At 64.5% G+C, this 16,540-nt stretch carries 16 protein-coding genes; 9 read left to right on the top strand and 7 right to left on the bottom strand.

Annotated elements, in window-relative coordinates; all coding sequences use genetic code 11:
* Positions 1 to 10 precede the first annotated feature (10 nt).
* The 4 genes from fabF to fabD all read right to left on the bottom strand — a co-directional run bounded on the left by fabF (position 11) and on the right by fabD (position 3,631).
* On the bottom strand, positions 11 to 1,276 hold the full coding sequence (gene fabF / locus ACUXVA_RS19460; protein WP_265078838.1) for a beta-ketoacyl-ACP synthase II: 1,266 nt from the start codon (positions 1,274 to 1,276) through the stop codon (positions 11 to 13).
* Positions 1,277 to 1,374: 98 nt separating this feature from the next.
* On the bottom strand, positions 1,375 to 1,614 hold the full coding sequence (locus ACUXVA_RS19455) for an acyl carrier protein (RefSeq protein ID WP_006020277.1): 240 nt from the start codon (positions 1,612 to 1,614) through the stop codon (positions 1,375 to 1,377).
* 301 nt (positions 1,615 to 1,915) lie between these two features.
* A complete protein-coding gene (gene fabG / locus ACUXVA_RS19450) occupies positions 1,916 to 2,653 on the bottom strand; it encodes a 3-oxoacyl-[acyl-carrier-protein] reductase (RefSeq protein WP_265078839.1) in 738 nt (245 codons plus the stop codon).
* 18 nt (positions 2,654 to 2,671) lie between these two features.
* Positions 2,672 to 3,631, bottom strand: a complete 960-nt coding sequence (fabD, locus tag ACUXVA_RS19445) for an ACP S-malonyltransferase (RefSeq protein WP_265078840.1) — start codon at positions 3,629 to 3,631, stop codon at positions 2,672 to 2,674.
* Between the two features lie 352 nt (positions 3,632 to 3,983).
* Between fabD and rpsF the strand changes: the two genes are divergently transcribed.
* The 4 genes from rpsF to rplI all read left to right on the top strand — a co-directional run bounded on the left by rpsF (position 3,984) and on the right by rplI (position 6,449).
* Entirely contained in the window at positions 3,984 to 4,460 is a 477-nt protein-coding gene (gene rpsF, locus ACUXVA_RS19440) for a 30S ribosomal protein S6 (RefSeq protein WP_265083745.1), read from the top strand.
* 5 nt (positions 4,461 to 4,465) lie between these two features.
* Entirely contained in the window at positions 4,466 to 4,705 is a 240-nt protein-coding gene (rpsR, locus tag ACUXVA_RS19435) for a 30S ribosomal protein S18 (RefSeq protein ID WP_002711478.1), read from the top strand.
* Positions 4,706 to 4,830: 125 nt separating this feature from the next.
* Positions 4,831 to 5,805 (top strand): DUF2232 domain-containing protein, encoded by a 975-nt coding sequence (locus ACUXVA_RS19430; protein ID WP_445487584.1) that lies wholly within the window; start codon positions 4,831 to 4,833, stop codon positions 5,803 to 5,805.
* A 53-nt stretch (positions 5,806 to 5,858) separates the two neighbouring features.
* Entirely contained in the window at positions 5,859 to 6,449 is a 591-nt protein-coding gene (rplI, locus tag ACUXVA_RS19425; RefSeq protein WP_445487582.1) for a 50S ribosomal protein L9, read from the top strand.
* Between the two features lie 103 nt (positions 6,450 to 6,552).
* Here rplI and ACUXVA_RS19420 read toward each other — a convergent pair whose 3' ends face one another.
* Entirely contained in the window at positions 6,553 to 7,878 is a 1,326-nt protein-coding gene (locus tag ACUXVA_RS19420; protein ID WP_445487580.1) for a hypothetical protein, read from the bottom strand.
* Positions 7,879 to 7,970: 92 nt separating this feature from the next.
* Between ACUXVA_RS19420 and ACUXVA_RS19415 the strand changes: the two genes are divergently transcribed.
* Positions 7,971 to 9,221 (top strand): class I SAM-dependent methyltransferase, encoded by a 1,251-nt coding sequence (locus ACUXVA_RS19415; protein ID WP_445487578.1) that lies wholly within the window; start codon positions 7,971 to 7,973, stop codon positions 9,219 to 9,221.
* A 1-nt stretch (position 9,222) separates the two neighbouring features.
* Here the strand turns inward: ACUXVA_RS19415 and ACUXVA_RS19410 are convergent, their stop codons facing one another.
* The gene (locus tag ACUXVA_RS19410) at positions 9,223 to 9,423 is read right to left on the bottom strand and encodes a hypothetical protein (protein ID WP_265078843.1); all 201 of its coding nucleotides are present in this window, start codon (positions 9,421 to 9,423) and stop codon (positions 9,223 to 9,225) included.
* 558 nt (positions 9,424 to 9,981) lie between these two features.
* Between ACUXVA_RS19410 and ACUXVA_RS19405 the strand changes: the two genes are divergently transcribed.
* The gene (locus ACUXVA_RS19405; protein WP_445493314.1) at positions 9,982 to 11,466 is read left to right on the top strand and encodes a replicative DNA helicase; all 1,485 of its coding nucleotides are present in this window, start codon (positions 9,982 to 9,984) and stop codon (positions 11,464 to 11,466) included.
* A 109-nt stretch (positions 11,467 to 11,575) separates the two neighbouring features.
* A complete protein-coding gene (gene alr, locus ACUXVA_RS19400) occupies positions 11,576 to 12,754 on the top strand; it encodes an alanine racemase (RefSeq protein ID WP_445487577.1) in 1,179 nt (392 codons plus the stop codon).
* Here the strand turns inward: alr and ACUXVA_RS19395 are convergent.
* Entirely contained in the window at positions 12,727 to 14,256 is a 1,530-nt protein-coding gene (locus ACUXVA_RS19395; RefSeq protein WP_445487576.1) for a hypothetical protein, read from the bottom strand. The two genes, alr and ACUXVA_RS19395, sit on opposite strands and share 28 nt — an antisense overlap.
* A 206-nt stretch (positions 14,257 to 14,462) precedes the next feature.
* On the opposite strand from ACUXVA_RS19395, the gene ACUXVA_RS19390 reads away from it, so the two are divergent.
* Positions 14,463 to 15,668, top strand: coding sequence for a sensor histidine kinase (locus ACUXVA_RS19390; RefSeq protein ID WP_265078846.1), 1,206 nt, complete (start codon positions 14,463 to 14,465; stop codon positions 15,666 to 15,668).
* 87 nt (positions 15,669 to 15,755) lie between these two features.
* On the top strand, positions 15,756 to 16,481 hold the full coding sequence (locus tag ACUXVA_RS19385) for a sulfite exporter TauE/SafE family protein (RefSeq protein WP_265078847.1): 726 nt from the start codon (positions 15,756 to 15,758) through the stop codon (positions 16,479 to 16,481).
* Positions 16,482 to 16,540: the final 59 nt, after the last annotated feature.

Genomic DNA, 16,540 nt, shown 5'->3' with positions numbered 1-16,540 from the left:
TGGAGTCACTCTAGTGGGCAACACGCTGCAGGATAAGGGAGGCGTTTGTACCTCCGAAACCGAATGAATTCGACAGCGCCACATTGATCTCACGCTTGCGCGGCTTGTGCGGGACCAGGTCGATTGCAGTATCCACCGAAGGATTGTCGAGATTGATGGTCGGCGGCGCGATGTTATCCCGAATCGCCAGAATGCAGAAGATGGCCTCGACCGCACCAGCAGCGCCCAGCAGATGCCCGATCGACGACTTGGTCGAAGACATCGACACGGTCGACGCGGCATTGCCGAGCAATCGCTGCGCGGCACCGAGTTCGATTTCGTCTCCGACCTGGGTCGAGGTGCCGTGGGCGTTGATGTAGTCGATATCGGACGCAGCGATCCCCGCGCGCTTCATGGCAGCGCTCATGCTGCGAAATGCGCCGTCGCCGTCCGGCGTCGGCGACGTGATGTGGTAGGCGTCGCCCGACATCCCGTAGCCCGTGATCTCGGCATAGATTTTGGCGCCGCGCGCGCGGGCGTGCTCGTATTCCTCGAGCACGACGACGCCGGCGCCCTCGCCCATCACGAACCCGTCGCGGTCCTTGTCGTAGGGGCGCGAGGCCTTCTCCGGATTCTCGTTGAAGCCGGTCGACAGCGCGCGCGATGCGCAGAAGCCGGCCATGGCCAGGCGGCTGATCGGCGATTCCGTGCCGCCGGCCACCATCACGTCCGCGTCGCCAAGCGCGATCAGGCGGCTGGCGTCGCCGATTGCATGCGCACCGGTCGAGCAGGCCGTCACCACCGCATGGTTCGGCCCCTTGAGGCCGTGCTCGATCGAGACGTAGCCGGAAGCCAAGTTGATCAGGCGGCCGGGAATGAAGAATGGCGAGACCTTGCGCGGTCCGCGATCCCTGAGCAGCAGGGCGGTGTCGGCGATGCCCGACAGGCCACCGATGCCCGAGCCGATCATCGTGCCGGTGGCGCAGCGGTCTGTCTCGTTGTCGGGATGCCAGCCGGCGTCGTCGAGCGCCTGCTTGGCTGCACACATGGCGTAAATGATGAAATCGTCGACCTTGCGCTGGTCCTTCGGCTCCATCCACTGATCGGGATTGAAGGTGCCGGCCGTACCGTCGCCGCGGGGAATGATGCAGGCAATCCGGCTTGTGAGGTCCGACACATCGAACATGTCGATCTGCCGGGCACCGCTCTCGCCGTTGAGAATGCGCTTCCAGGTTGGTTCGACGCCGCAGCCGAGCGGTGACACCATGCCCAGCCCCGTGACGACAACCCGTCTCATATCAATCTCCAGCCCGGTCAGTTGCGGTACACAACAAGAAGCCGGTGGATCGTTGTACGACGATCCGTCCGGCTTCTTACGTGTTCCTTTGAAGAGCGTTAGCTCTTCGCGTTCTTTTCAAGAAACTTGGTGGCGTCGCCGACGGTGAGGATCGTCTCAGCGGCGTCATCGGGAATTTCGCAGCCGAACTCTTCTTCGAATGCCATCACGAGCTCGACAGTGTCGAGGCTGTCTGCACCGAGATCATCGATGAAGCTCGCGGCATCGACTACTTTTTCGGGTTCAACACCAAGGTGTTCGACCACGATCTTCTTAACTCGCTCGCCAATCTCGCTCATCGTTCAACCTCGTGCTTGTTTCATTGGACCCGACCGCAGACGATACGAGCCATCGTGGTGCGTTAAATCACATATTCCTGCGCATTGCGCGTCATCTTGATTGGCCCCGTCGTCCCGGACGAGACCTCGCGAATAACGGCAGGCTCCGCACCGCCAATATACAGGGTTTCAAATTCCTGCAATGGCATTGTTTACCCTGCCGTTCTTGGTCCGGTTACCATACTTCCCAAGCCCTGACTACAAGGCTCATCAAGCATGCCGGGGATCCAAACGGTTTGCCCTTCCGGGGTTCCCCGCAAGCTCAGATCATAGCCATTCCGCCATTGACATGGATGGTCTGGCCGGTGACGTAAGCCGCTTCATTTGAGCTCAAATACACCGCCGCCGCAGCGATATCTTCCGGCGTGCCCAGCCGAGCCGCCGGCACCTTGGCCAGAATCGCTTCGCGCTGCTTGTCGTTCAATGCATCGGTCATCGGCGTCGCGATAAAGCCCGGCGCGATGCAATTGGCTGTCACATTGCGCTTGGCGTATTCGGCGCCCAGCGTCTTGATCATGCCGATCAGTCCGGCCTTCGCGGCGGTGTAGTTGCCCTGACCGGGATTGCCGGTCACGCCGACGATCGAGGTGATGGCGATGATGCGGCCGAAGCGCTTGCGCATCATCAGCTTGGTGGCGGCACGGGCCAGGCGGAATGTCGCGGTCAGGTTGACCTTGATGACGTCGTCCCAGTCCTCGTCCTTCAGCTGCACGAACAGGTTGTCGCGGGTAATGCCGGCGTTGCTGACGAGAATATCGAGCTGACCCATCGCCTTTTCGGCCGAGGGTACCAGTGCCTCGACCTCGGCGTCGTCGGACAGGTTGCACGGCAGCACAAAAGTTCGCTCGCCGAGTTTGGCGGCCAGCGCCTCCAGCGCGTCGCGCCGGGTCCCGGACAACGCGACGGTTGCCCCCTGCCCGTGCAGAGCGGTCGCAATGGCGCCGCCGATGCCACCCGTGGCGCCGGTCACCAGCGCGGTTCGGCCAGTCAAATCGAACATGTCGTCTCCTTCGTCCGTTTACGCCGGACGCGCCGCAGCGAGCGCGTCCTTGACCACGGCAATATCATTGGGTCCGCCGACGGCGGTGCCGACGGCTCCTTCGGCGATACGCTTCACCAGGCCGCTCAGCACCTTGCCGGCGCCGACCTCGAAAAACCGCGTGACGCCGTGGCCGGCCATATAGACCACCGACTCGCGCCAGCGCACCGTTCCCGTCACCTGCTCCACAAGCCGGCGACGAATTTCGTCCGGATCGGTCAAAGCGGAGGCCAGCACGTTGGACACCAGCGGCACCGCCGGCGCCTGAATGGTCACCGCGGCCAGCGCCTCAGCCATCACGTCGGCGGCCGGCTGCATCAGGCTGCAATGAAACGGTGCCGACACCGGCAGCAGCATGGCGCGCTTGGCACCCTTGGTCTTGGCGATCTCCAGGGCGCGCTCCACAGCGGCGACGTCGCCGGACACCACCACCTGGCCACCGCCATTGTCGTTGGCGGCCTGACAGACCTGGCCCTGGGCGGCCTCTTCGGCCACCGCGACCGCGGTCTCGAAATCGAGCCCGAGCAGCGCCGCCATGGCGCCAACCCCGACCGGAACGGCCTTCTGCATGGCCTGGCCGCGGGTGCGCAGCAGCCGCGCGGCATCGCTGATGCTCAGGCTGCCAGCGGCCGCCAGCGCCGAATATTCGCCGAGCGAATGCCCCGCCACAAACGCCGCGTCCCGCGCCAGCACCAGGCCGGCTTCGGCTTCCAGCACCCGCATGGTCGCCAGCGACACCGCCATCAGCGCCGGCTGGGCATTTTCCGTCAGTTGCAGGGTCTCGGCGGGTCCGTCCCAGATGATCGCGGTCAGCTTCTGGCCGAGCGCCGAATCGACCTCGTCGAACACGGCGCGGGCGACCGGAAAGGCGTCGGCCAGCGCCTTGCCCATGCCAACGGCCTGGGACCCCTGCCCCGGAAATGTGAATGCTGCGGTCATCGACGCCCCTGAAAGTCTCTTAACGTGCGCCGTAAGACACTGGCGGGATGTGTTATGTCAAGCCGCCGTCCCGGCGCCCGGGTTCCCCTACCGCCAGCCAGACCAGCGAAACCAGCGTTGTTTCCCTTGGTTTCCCTTGCCATTCCGCCGGAAATCCGTATAAGGCCCCGATCCGCAGATCCCGGCCGGGAGCTGAACGGACGGTCTCAGCAATTTCAGCGTTTGAATTGATGTGGCAGGGCCAGTTGGCCCGTCGTCCCGTGCTTCCGCCTTCTGAGCAATATCGAGTCCTTTCCTAGAGGGTTCGAAGGGCTTGCCGCCGGGGAACGCGCTAACAGTGGAAAGGACACCCATGGCTCTCTACGAGCATGTATTTCTGGCGCGCCAGGACGCGAGCGCCCAGCAGGTCGAGGACCTGACTGCGCAGATGACCGCAATCGTCGAAGGTACCGGCGGCAAGGTCGTAAAGATGGAAAATTGGGGCGTACGCTCCCTGACCTATCGCATGAACAAGAATCGCAAGGCGCACTTCGTTCTGATGAACATCGATGCCCCCTCCGCGGCGATCACCGAGATCGAGCGCCAGGAACGCATCAGCGAAGACGTCATCCGCTACCTGACCATCCGCGTCGAAGAGCACGAGGAAGGCCCGTCGGCGATGATGCGCAAGGCCGATCGCGACCGTGATCGCGACGACCGTGGCGGCGGCTTCCGTGGCGACCGCGAAGGCGGTTTCCGTGGTGATCGTGAAGGCGGTGGTTTCCGGGGTGATCGCGGCCCGCGCCGTCCCCGTGACGACGAAGCCGCAACTGCAGCTGGTGAGGAGTAAGAATCATGGCTGAAGCTGGTGCACGTCGTCCGTTTTTCCGCCGTCGCAAGACCTGCCCGTTCACAGGTCCGAACGCGCCGAAGATCGACTACAAGGATTCCAAGCTGCTGATGCGTTACGTTTCCGAGCGCGGCAAGATCGTGCCGAGCCGCATCACCGCCGTCTCCGCCAAGAAGCAGCGTGAACTCGCGCGCGCCATCAAGCGCTCGCGTTTCCTCGGCCTGCTGCCCTACGTGATTCGCTAAGCGAACGCCTTCAGCCCGCGGCATCGACGCCGCGGGCTGTTTCTTCTCATAAGGCTTCCGGGTCGTCCGGTCGCCGATGGTTGGGGTCACAGACCTCTAACCGCTCGAAAGGAGCGGGACAGCTGATGATCATGCCCCTCCTTATCGCGCTTGCTGCAGGCGCTGCCTCGGCGCTGATGTTCGCCTCGATCATTTCGGGCGCGCTGATCTCGCTGCTGCTGTTCTATCTCGCGCCGCTGCCCCTGATGGTCGCAGGCCTCGGCTGGGGAGCGCTCGGCGCCGCCATTGGCGGCATTGCCGCTGCGACCGGCCTCGGCCTGATGTTCGGCATGCCCTATCTCGGCGCCTTCGTTGTGACCGTCGCGCTGCCGGCCTGGTGGCTTGGCCACCTCGCGCTGCTCGGCCGCCCGGTCATCGAAGGCACGCCGGCATCGAACGGCGCCGCTGCCATTGCACCGCAGACGGAATGGTACCCGGTCGGCCGCATCCTGCTGTGGGTCGCCGGCTTCGCCGCATTGACCACCATGGCCGCCCTGCTCACACTCGGCACCGACGGCGCCAGCATCGTCGGCGCGCTGAAGCGCGGCCTGCTGCGCATCATGGGGCCACGCGAAGGCAAACCCGCCGATAACGATGTGGACGCGCTGATCGACGCGCTGGTCATGATTGCGCCGGCCGCGGCGGCGCTGGTTGCCATCATGACGCTGACGCTGAATCTCTGGCTGGCCGCAAAAATCACCGCCACCTCCGGCCGCCTGCATCGCCCGTGGCCGGACCTGAGGAGCGCGGCGCTGCCGCCGATGACCCTGGTGGCGCTGGCGCTGGCCCTCGCATTGTCCTTCACAGGAGGCGTGCTCGCGATCTTCGGCCAGATCGTGAGTTCGACGCTGCTGATGGCCTATGCGCTGACCGGCTTTGCCACGCTGCATACGCTGACGCTCGGCCTGAAAAGCCGGGTGCTGTGGCTGAGTTCGGCCTACGCCATCGTGCTGGTGTTCGGCTGGCCGATCCTCGGAATGGTCGGCCTCGGCCTCGCCGATGCCTTCTTCGGATTCCGCCAACGCTTTCTGCAACGCAGGCCGCCTTCGCAGGTGACCTGAGAATTCCCTTCACCCCAACCCACTTTCGCTGCAACACACAAAGGAGACATACTATGGAAGTCATTTTGCTGGAACGCGTCGCCAAGCTCGGCCAGATGGGCGAAGTCGTCCGCGTCAAGGACGGCTACGCCCGCAACTTCCTGCTGAAGCGTGGCAAGGCGCTGCGCGCCACCACCGACAACCGCTCGAAGTTCGAAGGCATGAAGGCCGACCTCGAGGCGCGTAACCTCGTCGCCAAGGAAGAAGCCACCAAGGTCGCCGAGAAAATCGACGGTCGCAACGTCGTCGTTCTGCGTCAGGCCTCGGAAACCGGCCAGCTCTTCGGTTCGGTCACCGTGCGCGACATCATCGCGACCTTCGAGAGCGATGGCGTCACCTTCGCGCGCAGCCAGGTGCTGCTCGACGCGCCGATCAAGACGATCGGCAAGCACAAGATCTCGATCGCCGTGCATCCGGAAGTCGAAGTCAGCGTCAGCGTCACCGTTGCCCGCAGCGAGGCCGAGGCCGAGCGCATCAACCGCGGCGAAGACATCAGCACCCGCCAGGAAGACCAGGACGCCGCCGCCGAAGCGCTTGCCGCAGCCGGTGAATTCTTCGATCCGGAAGCTCGTCCCGGCGACGACGAAGACGGCGACGAGAAGTAAGACCTTCCGCTTTGCTGCGATGACGACAAAAAAGCCCGGCCAGATTGGCCGGGCTTTTCATTGGCTGATGGTCGACCACTCGGCAGCAGCCGATGGCTTCGCCCTATTGCGAGATCGGGGGGACCGTCGGACCGCCTGACGCAGGCGGCGCGACCGGCGTCGGTGGACGCGACTCGACGGCCGGAGGTTTCGGACTCGTGTCGGCGGCAGGTGCGCGCGGCTCTGAGGCTGCGGGCGCCGGTGACGCGGCGGCGGGCGCCGACGAAGCCGGAGCGGCGGGCGACTCTGCCGACGACGCAGGCCGCGACTCGCTCTCCGACGCCTTGGGGGCCGGTGTCACCGGCGGCACCGGATCGGGACGCAACGACGGGGTTTCGGCCTTTGCGTTGTCAGGCTTGGCCGGCTCAGGCTTGGCTGACTCTGACTTGGCTGGTTCAGTTTTGGCCGGCTCGGTCTTTCCCTCCTCGGCCGGCTTCGGCGCGACGGGCTTGCTGGCCTCTTCCTTAACAGGCTGCGGCTTCGTCGGCTCCGGCTTGACCGGCTCCGGCTTGGCAATCTCCGGCGCGACCTTCGGCTGCTCTTCACGGCCGCGGCGCTTGCCCTTCTTGCCTAGCTTCTGCATGGTCGCGGATGGCGCGGCCGCCGACGACGGTTCGCCTTCGGCGGCGGGTTTCGCGTCGGCCGGCTTGCCTTCGGCGGCAGGCGTTTCACCGTCAGGCTTTGCTGCATTGGGGGCATCAGCCGCAGGACGTCCGAGCCGTTTGGCGGCACGATCGGCGGCCCGCTTCTGCCGCGCTGTCATCGGCGCGGCTTCCGGCTCGGGTCTAGCTTCCGGCGCCGGCTCGGCGGCGCGGCGGCCGAAGCCGAAGAAGGACGGCGATTCGGCAGGCGCTGGTGCAGCAGCCGCTGGCGCGGCACCTGGCTTCGCCTCCGGGGCCGGTTTCGGCGCGCTACGCGATTCGATGCCCTGCTTGGTCAGGCCATCGTCATAGCGCTTGTCTGCGGCGCCGTTGGACACAAGGTAAGCACTCAGTGAAGCGGCCATGCCGCTGCTGGTCGTGTAATGCTGACGCAGGAATCCGGGCAGCGCACCGGGCGCCACGGTCTTCAACAGCCCGCGCGAGCTCTTGTGACAGGCCGTGCAGGTGCCAGAGAAGATTTGTGAAGGGGTTTTGCCGGCTTCAAGATTTTGAGCCTGCACCGGGACTGCCGCGAAGCCGATCAAAAGCATCGCCGTCGCTAAACTGAGCGCTCGGCTCAACATTCCATCCTCCAGACGCGGGAAATTGCCGGGTTTGCGGCGGTCACGTTGTACCGGATTGTTGTCCGAATGGAAGTGGCGAGATCGCGGAACTGCGCGATTGGAACAATTTTGTATGGAAGCATTGCGGCCAGTGCATTGGCAAAGCCGAAACCTCGCACTTATCATATTACCCGGTAGCTAGGACGACAGTTATCTGCTGATGCGCGGACGTCCTACTACCCCGGTTCGTACGTGATTGGGTCATTGGGGTGATTTCCATGGACCGTTTGTTGCGTTGGTTTCTCGGCCAGTACATTCGTCGCGGATCGATCACGTTCACCACCGCGAATGGCACGCGCTTCACCTGCGGCGACGGCACCGGAAAGCCTGTCGCAGTCAGGTTCACCACCAGGGCCGCGGCGCGCCGGCTACTGCTCGACCCGGAAATGGCGCTCGGCGACATCTTCATGGACGGCAGTTTCGTGGTCGAACAGGGCAGCATCGCCGATGTGCTGGCGATCGCGCTGGACCAGCCGGACCTGTCGCCGCGCTGGGCCGGGGTCCAATGGTGGCTCCGCTACCTGATCCGGCACGTCCAGCAGTTCAATCCGCGCAGCCGGTCGCGCAATAACGTCTCCCATCACTACGATCTGGATGGACGGCTGTACTCGCTGTTTCTCGATGCCGACAGGCAATATAGCTGCGCCTATTTCGAGACACCGGACGCCACGCTCGACGATGCCCAGCTCGCCAAGAAGCGCCACCTCGCCGCCAAGCTGCTGATCAAGCCCGACCAGCTGCTGCTCGATATAGGCTCCGGCTGGGGTGGCCTTGGACTGTATCTCGCCGAGATGACGGGCGCGGACGTCACGGGCATTACCCTGTCGACCGAGCAGCTCCAGCTTTCCAACGCCCGCGCCGGAGAAAAGAACCTGGGGCAGTCCGCCCGCTTCGTGCTGCAGGACTATCGCGACATCCCCGGCCCGTTCGACCGTATCGTCTCGGTCGGCATGTTCGAGCACGTCGGCGTCGACCACTACGACACCTATTTCAAGCGTTGCGCGGAATTGCTAACCGATGACGGCGTGATGGTGCTGCACTCGATCGGCCGCTCCGAGGGCCCCGGCATCACCAATCCCTGGATCTCCAAATACATCTTCCCCGGCGGCTACATTCCGGCGCTGTCCGAGGTGCTACCGGCGATCGAGCGCGCCGGCCTGCTGGTCTGTGACATCGAGATCCTGCGGCTGCATTATGCGGAGACGCTTAAGGCATGGCGCGAGCGCTTCCTGGCTCGGCGCGAGGAAGCGGTGCGGCTCTACGACGAGCGTTTCGCGAGAATGTGGGAATTTTACCTGGCGGCGTCGGAAATGTCGTTCCGCAAGCAGAACGTGATGAATTTCCAGATCCAACTGACCAAGCGCCAAGGCGTGGTGCCGATGACCCGCGATTACATCGCCCGGGAGGAAGCGCGGCTACGCAGCGTCGAACACGGACAGGCTCCGCGCCTTCAGATGGCCGGCGAATAGGCTAATACTGGGGGTGAAATTGCAGATTTCGGTCGCTCGGCAGCGCCGGGCGGGCCAGACGGGCACGCATCTCTGAAAGCAGCCGATCATCGCAGCGCACGTCGCCGAGTTGTTCAGCCTGTTCGAACGTATCGACAAGAGTGGACAGCCATTCGGTCGAACCGTTGACGGGCTGCCATTGCTGCTGCTCGCGCTGCGTCATTGCCAGGTCATCCTTGTCTAGTCGTCCCACATCAACGCCCTATCGCCGACCCAGTTCCGCGGCCCCGCCCAACGTCCACTCAGCCGATCCAGAAGTGTGACCTGGATCACAGAAGCCCCGGCTCGGCGTGCCCTAAAACGGCAACATGAAACCGAACGCACCAGACACATCCCCGGAAGCCGACAGCATCCGCGTCGATTACGTCATGATCGGTATCTGTGCCGCAGCAGGCCTGACCGCCTTGATCTATCTTCTGTTGCTCTAACCCCAAGCGGGTCAAAGCCCGGGCCATACCTATAAGTGGCGGAAGTGGCCGCGAGGTTCAGTCGCGTGCGCCAATTGTCTGCGGTTCCTTAAACAAGCCTTCATCAGCGGGCCGCGTTTCCGAAGGGATGCCGTCAAGCGCAATGCGCTCACAGCTCCCGTCATCCACCGGAAAATATCCGAATCGTGCATAATGGATGAACGGGCTTTCGCTCGGCGACCAACTGGCGCTTAGTCGCCCGCGCACCGCATCCGACAAATTCAAAGAACAATCCAGAGCCATGGCAACCTTCGATCTCGAACGTTCTCAAACTTCCCGACGCCGGTGCCCCCGTCTACCGCACGGCACCGCACAATATCGAAGCGGAACAGAGCGTTCTCGGCGCCATCCTGGTCAATAACGACGCCTTCTACCGGGTCTCCGACTTCCTGAAGCCGGAACATTTCTTCGAACCGATCCACCAGACCGTCTACGAGACCGCCGGCAGCATCATCCGCGCCGGCAAGGTCGCCACACCCGTCACCCTGAAGACCTTCCTGCCGGCCGACACCGATCTCGGCGGCATGACGGTGGCGCAGTACATCGCCCGCCTCGCCGCCGAAGCTACCACTATCATCAATGCCCACGATTATGGCCGGACCATCTACGAACTGGCGCTGCGCCGCGACCTGATCCGGATCGGCGAGGACATGGTCAATGTGGCCTTCGACGCGCCGGTCGATTTTGCGCCGCGCGCCCAAATCGAGGACGCCGAGCGCCGGCTCTACGAACTCGCCGAAGCCGGCCGCTATGACGGCGGTTTCCAGAAATTCTCCCAGGCGATGAAGACCGCCCTCGACATGGCCGCGAACGCCTACCGGCGCGAGGGCAAGCTGTCGGGCATCTCCACCGGCATGAAGGCCCTCGACGCCCGGCTCGGCGGCTTGCAGCAGTCCGATCTCGTGGTGCTCGCCGGCCGCCCCGGCATGGGCAAGACCGCGCTGGCCACCAACATCGCCTACAATATCGCCCGCGCCTATCAGTCCGAATTGCAGCCCGACGGCACCAAGAAAACGGTCAACGGCGGCATTGTCGGCTTCTTCTCCTGCGAAATGTCCGCCGAACAGCTGGCCACGCGTATTCTTGCCGAGCAGACCAACATTTCATCCGCCAGCATCCGACGGGGCGGCATCACCGAGGGCGAATTCGAGAAGATTCGCGACCACACCATCGAGCTGCAGCACCTGCCGCTCTATGTCGACGAAACCGGCGGCCTGTCGATCTCGCAGCCGACCGCCCGCGCCCGCCGCCTGAAGCGGCAAAAGGGCCTCGACGTCATCATGGTGGACTACATCCAGCTGCTGCAGGGCTCGGGCAAGCGCTCCGATAACCGCGTGCAGGAAGTCACCGAAATCACCACCAGCCTGAAGGCGCTGGCCAAGGAGTTGAACTGTCCGGTGATCGCGCTGTCGCAGCTGTCGCGTCAGGTTGAAAGCCGCGACGACAAGCGCCCGCAGCTTTCCGACTTGCGTGAATCCGGATCGATCGAGCAGGACGCCGACGCGGTGATCTTCGTCTACCGCGAGGAATACTACCTGCAGAACAAGGAGCCGCGGCCGGGCACGCCGGAGCACGAAAAGTGGCAGCTCGACATGTCGCTGGTGCACGGCCGCGCCGAAGTCATCATTGCCAAGCAACGCCACGGCCCCACCGGCACCGTCGAACTTCAGTTCGAGGGCCAGTTCACCCGCTTCAGCGATCTGGTCGGCGAAAGCCATCTGCCCGCGCATCACGAGTAGACGCGCAGCGCGGTTGAACCGCTCCTGCCCCGCGCCTATTGTGCAGTGCAGTTGATCGGTCCAGCGGCGACGCCGCGATGGCGTCATCTTCGCGCGTCAGGAACGTCCTATGAATGTTGTGTCAGATCCGAAATCCATCGCTGCCAGCCAAGCCCCCTCCGATGAGGCGGCGCTGGCGGCGGCTACCGGCGTGCTGACCATCGATCTCGACGCCATCGTCGCCAACTGGCGCAAGCTGGAAAAGACCGGCGTGCCGGCCGAGTGCGGCGCCGCCGTCAAGGCCGACGCCTATGGCTGCGGCATTGACCCGGTGGTGCGCACCCTGGCCTCCGCGGGCTGCAAGACCTTCTTCGTTGCCACCATCCCCGAGGCGCGGGCCGTGCGCGGCGCGGCGCCGGAAGCAGCGATCTATGTGCTCAACGGCTTTCTCCAGAATTCCGGCGACGCGCTGGCTGCCATCAATGCGCGGCCGGTGATCGGCGATCTCAACGAACTCGCCGAATGGGACATCTTCTGTCGCCGCACCGGCTGGCGCGGGGGCGCCGCCGTCCATGTCGACACAGGCATGAACCGGCTCGGACTCAGCGTGATCGATGCGCAAAGCCTGGCGCCGCGCATCGCGACCGGCGATCACGGCATCACGCTGGTGATGAGCCATCTCGCTTGCGCCGAAAACGTGCAGCATCCGCTCAATGCCAGACAGGTCGCGGCGTTTCGCGAGGTCGCACATCTGTTCTTCGGCGTGCCGGCGTCGCTGGCCAATTCCTCCGGCATTTTCCTCGGCTCGCAGTTCAGCTTTGACCTGACGCGGCCCGGCGCAGCCCTTTACGGCGTCAATCCGACACCGGAAGCCGACAACCCGATGCAGCCGGTGGTCGATCTCAAGGCGCGCATCGTGCAGATCCGCGACGTCGCCCGCGGCGACACCGTAGGCTACAGCGCGACCTGGACGGCGCGGCGGCCGACCCGCATCGCCGTGGTCGCGGCCGGCTATGCCGACGGCTATTTCCGCGCCGCCGGCAGCAATGACGGCACCCGCGGTGCCGAGGTGATCGTCGCCGGCAAGCGCTGCCCGGTCGCCGGGCGCATCTCGATGGACTTGCTCGCGGTGGATATCACCGACCTCGCCCACAACGCCGCGCGGCGCGGCCAGATGGTAACGCTGATCGGCGACGGCATCACGGTGGACGAACTGGCGCATCACTTCGGCACCATCGCCTATGAAGTGCTGACCAGCCTCGGCCGGCGCTATCACCGGATCTACAAGGGCGGCGGCGCGACCTTGTAAAGAACCGCCGAACCGGTCGTGACCACCGCGACCAGGCCGGGCGGCGGCGTCGTGTCGGCAGGCAGATCCGTGAGCAGCACGTAGTCGAACCTGGAACGCCAGTTCGGAAGGTAGCGCGCGTCCTCGAGATTTTCGGCGGTGAAACTGTCCTGCCACAAAATCGGCCATACCACCGACTCCGCGAGCGGCTGCGCGATCGCGTCAAATGGCGGCTTCACGATCAACGGCTGCTGGCTGGCGTCGGCGAAAAGCAGCGGCCAGAATGCGTGGCGTTCGATCAGCAGCAAGGCCGGCAGGTGGCCGTCAAGCCGGTAGAAGGACGGCATTGCGCGCGACGGCCGGCCAACATCGGTGCTGGAACCGAGGCGGCCCCTCGCTGTCAGCACGCGCGCGCCGGCCGGCACCGGCGCAATGGCGGCGCGAAGATCGGCGACATCGTGCCGGTGATCGACCCACACCCAAGAGATATAGGCGCTGCGCATGCCGATCAGGGCCGCGAACACCGCGGCTGCGACCGTCGCACGACGCCCGGTGATGCGCGGTGCCATGCCGGCAAACAGGATCAGCGACATCATCAGGCAGAGCCGGGAATCGACGAAGCTGCCCCGGCTCACGGTGATCGGCGCCACCGTATAGAGCAGCAGCAGCGCGACCAAGACCAGTTGCATGCCCCGCGCAAACACCAGGTTCTGCCGGTTCAGCACCATCAGGATCAGGACCGCGATGCAGGTCACCATCGTGACCGCCGTGCTGTAGGTCGCGAACGGCGTCAGCAGCCCCGCCAGCTTGTGGATGCCGCCCCAGTCGCCGAACGCCACGCCCTGGGCGAACGGACTGGCGAGATAGAGCCAGACCAGAGGTGAAAGAACGGCAACAGCCAGCGCCGCGGTCTGCAGCAGCTGCGGCGCGCCGAGCCTGCCGGATTTTTTCAGGGCGTGAAGCTGCGTGAGTTCGATCGAGGCCAGCATCAGCGCGAACAGCACGACGCCGAAGATGTGACTGAAGAATATCACGATGGCCGAGATCGCACCGACGATGGCGGCCATCACCACGCTGCCGCGCCGCCGCAGCACCAGCCAGGCTGCGGCGGCAACCAGCGCCAGCCCGAGCGACAGCAGGAAGTTCATGAAGCCGAGATGGAAGATGCCGTTATAGGCGATCACCCCCGATGCCAGCGGCCAGTACAGGAAGCGGCCGAAGGCAGCGCGGCTGTAGACCACCACGCCAATCACCGGCGCAAACAGGCTCAGGGCCAGCAGCATCCGTCCACCGGCATGCACGGAAGTGACATGAAGCAGTGCCGCGCCGAGCACGTCCATCGCCAGGTTGGGCAGAATGCGCCACGCCGGCGCATACATCTGCGAGAGTGTGGGATCGTCGGGGTGTGCGAGGACGAAATAGCGCGCGAGATGGTTGGGATAATCCTGCACCGGCGGCACGTCGACGAGGAAGAACGGCACCGCCAGCACGATCGCAAGTGCCGCCGCGGTCAGCCACCACAATGCTCCGGGTCCCCGCGCTGCTGATCCCCGCAACGGAGCGTCATGGTCAATCTCGGCCGTCGCAGTCATGCCTCGCCCCGTGTCGGCCGACCATGCCCAGCGGGTGTTATTATCCCGTGAACACGCCTGGAGGCGGCGAAAATAGACAGCGACCTGTTCGTGCCGTACTGGGGGGAGCCTGATCGGCCCGGCACAGGACGCCTTTGATGTCATCCAGATCTATCGAACCGCCGCCTGTCGCTTCCGCAGACGCTGGCATTCCCCGCGACGAACTGCTCTACCGCTTGCGGCAGCAGTCCCTGCTCGGCGAGTTTGCCCGCCATGCGCTGCAAAGCCGCGATTTCGGCCAGATCCTGCAGCGCGCCACGGAACTCTGTGCGCAAGGTATGCAGACGAAATTCGCCAAGGTGCTTGAGTACATTGCCGAAGACAACCACCTGCTGGTACGCGCCGGTGTCGGCTGGGCGGCGGGAACGGTCGGCGTGGTGTCGCTCGGCACCGATATCGCGTCGCCGGCCGGTTTCGCCTACCAGACCGGCGAGGCCGTGGTTTCCAACCACCTGGCAGCCGAGACCCGGTTCCGTACACCAAAGCTGCTGTCCGACCATGGCATCAAGCGCGCCATCAACGTGCTGATCCCCGGCGGCGGCAAGGGCGACACGTCGTTCGGCGTCCTCGAAGTGGACAGCGCTGACTCCGGCAAGTTCGACGCCGGCGACGCCTCATATCTCGAAGGGTTTGCCGCCCTGCTCGGCATCGCCATTGAGCGCCAGCAGGCCGATGCGGAGCTGCAGCGCGCGCTGGAACACCAGGCGCTGCTGACCCGCGAGATGAGCCACCGCGTCAAGAACAGCCTGACATCGGTGGTCGGACTGCTGCGCGTTCAGGCGCGCAGCGCGCTGTCGCAGGACGTCCGCAACGCCCTCGATGACGCCAGCGCCCGCGTCAACACCATCGCCCAGGTTCATGATCATATCTGGCGCGGCGCCAGGATCGGCTTCATCGAGCTCACCGATTTCATGTCCGAACTCTGCAAGAACCTGCAGGGCACGGCGCCCCACCATACGCTGCGCTGCCAGGCCGAAAACCTCACGATCTCCGCGGACCACGCGATCCCGCTCGGCCTGATCATCAACGAACTGGTCACCAACGCCGTGAAATACGCCTACCCCGGCAGTCATGGCGTCGTCCATGTGACTGCAGGCGCGATCGACGGCCTGCTACATTTGGAAGTCGCCGACGAGGGCGTCGGCCTGCCCGAAGGCTTCGACATCGACCTGCCGCGCAGCAGTCTCGGCTTCAAGGTGATCAAGGGCCTGGTGCGCCAGTTGAAGGGGCAGGTCAGGATCGTCACCGCGCCCGCCGGCGGCGCCCGCTTCGTGCTCGACCTGCCGATCCTGACTCCGGCGTAAGCGGGGCCACGTGGCGGCTGCGCTACTTCGAAACTTGCTGCACGACTCGCGAGGTCGTGGCTAGGCTGGTCGCAAAAGGGGCCTGTCGTGGATTACGGTTTCATCTTTGTCCTTGCGGTCGGCCTGATCGCCGGCACCATTTCGGGCATCGTCGGCACAGGCTCGTCGATCATGCTGGTGCCGGTGCTGGTCTATGAATTCGGGCCGAAGCAAGCAGTGCCGATCATGGCGGTGGCCGCTGTGATGGCCAACCTGTCGCGGATTCTGGCGTGGTGGCGCGAGGTCGACTGGCGCGCCTGCGCGGCCTATTCGGTCACCGGTATCCCCGCCGCCGTGCTGGGCGCGCGCACGCTCTTGGTGTTGCCGTCGCGCGCGGTGGACGTCGCCATCGGCACATTCCTGATCGCCATGGTGCCGATGCGACACTGGCTGGCGCGGCACCAGTTCACGATCACCCTGTGGCACCTCGCGATGTCAGGCGCCATTATCGGCTACCTCACCGGCATCGTCGTCTCCACCGGCCCGCTCAGCGTGCCGCTGTTTTTGTTTTACGGCCTGACCAAGGGCGCGTTCCTCGCTACCGAGGCCGCCTCTTCGCTCGGCCTCTATCTGGCAAAATCCGTCACCTTTCAGCAGTTCGGCGCACTGACCTGGGAAGTGCTTTTCAAAGGCCTGATCGCTGGCTCGTCGCTGATGATCGGCGCGTTTGTCGCCAAGCGCTTTGTGCTGAAGCTCGATCCCGACGTTTTCCGGCTGGTGATGGACGGCATAATGATCGCGGCGGGGGTAAGCATGTTCTGGAATGCGCTTTGAAAGCCCGCTCGGAGCGATAACAAACTTGCAAATTGGCAGCGTACTCGCATAGATGAAGA

Source organism: Rhodopseudomonas sp. RCAM05734, from assembly GCF_052658035.1.
The sequence above is the reverse complement of the archived record's forward strand: the minus strand, read 5'-3'. Positions and strand labels throughout refer to the sequence as shown.

Coding starts and splice junctions, on each gene's coding strand:
- fabF (WP_265078838.1), bottom strand. CDS start 1,276: ATGAGACGGGTTGTCGTCACGGGGCTGGGCATGGTGTCACCGCTCGGC.
- ACUXVA_RS19455 (WP_006020277.1), bottom strand. CDS start 1,614: ATGAGCGAGATTGGCGAGCGAGTTAAGAAGATCGTGGTCGAACACCTT.
- fabG (WP_265078839.1), bottom strand. CDS start 2,653: ATGTTCGATTTGACTGGCCGAACCGCGCTGGTGACCGGCGCCACGGGT.
- fabD (WP_265078840.1), bottom strand. CDS start 3,631: ATGACCGCAGCATTCACATTTCCGGGGCAGGGGTCCCAGGCCGTTGGC.
- rpsF (WP_265083745.1), top strand. CDS start 3,984: ATGGCTCTCTACGAGCATGTATTTCTGGCGCGCCAGGACGCGAGCGCC.
- rpsR (WP_002711478.1), top strand. CDS start 4,466: ATGGCTGAAGCTGGTGCACGTCGTCCGTTTTTCCGCCGTCGCAAGACC.
- ACUXVA_RS19430 (WP_445487584.1), top strand. CDS start 4,831: ATGATCATGCCCCTCCTTATCGCGCTTGCTGCAGGCGCTGCCTCGGCG.
- rplI (WP_445487582.1), top strand. CDS start 5,859: ATGGAAGTCATTTTGCTGGAACGCGTCGCCAAGCTCGGCCAGATGGGC.
- ACUXVA_RS19420 (WP_445487580.1), bottom strand. CDS start 7,878: ATGATAAGTGCGAGGTTTCGGCTTTGCCAATGCACTGGCCGCAATGCT.
- ACUXVA_RS19415 (WP_445487578.1), top strand. CDS start 7,971: ATGGACCGTTTGTTGCGTTGGTTTCTCGGCCAGTACATTCGTCGCGGA.
- ACUXVA_RS19410 (WP_265078843.1), bottom strand. CDS start 9,423: ATGACGCAGCGCGAGCAGCAGCAATGGCAGCCCGTCAACGGTTCGACC.
- alr (WP_445487577.1), top strand. CDS start 11,576: ATGAATGTTGTGTCAGATCCGAAATCCATCGCTGCCAGCCAAGCCCCC.
- ACUXVA_RS19390 (WP_265078846.1), top strand. CDS start 14,463: ATGTCATCCAGATCTATCGAACCGCCGCCTGTCGCTTCCGCAGACGCT.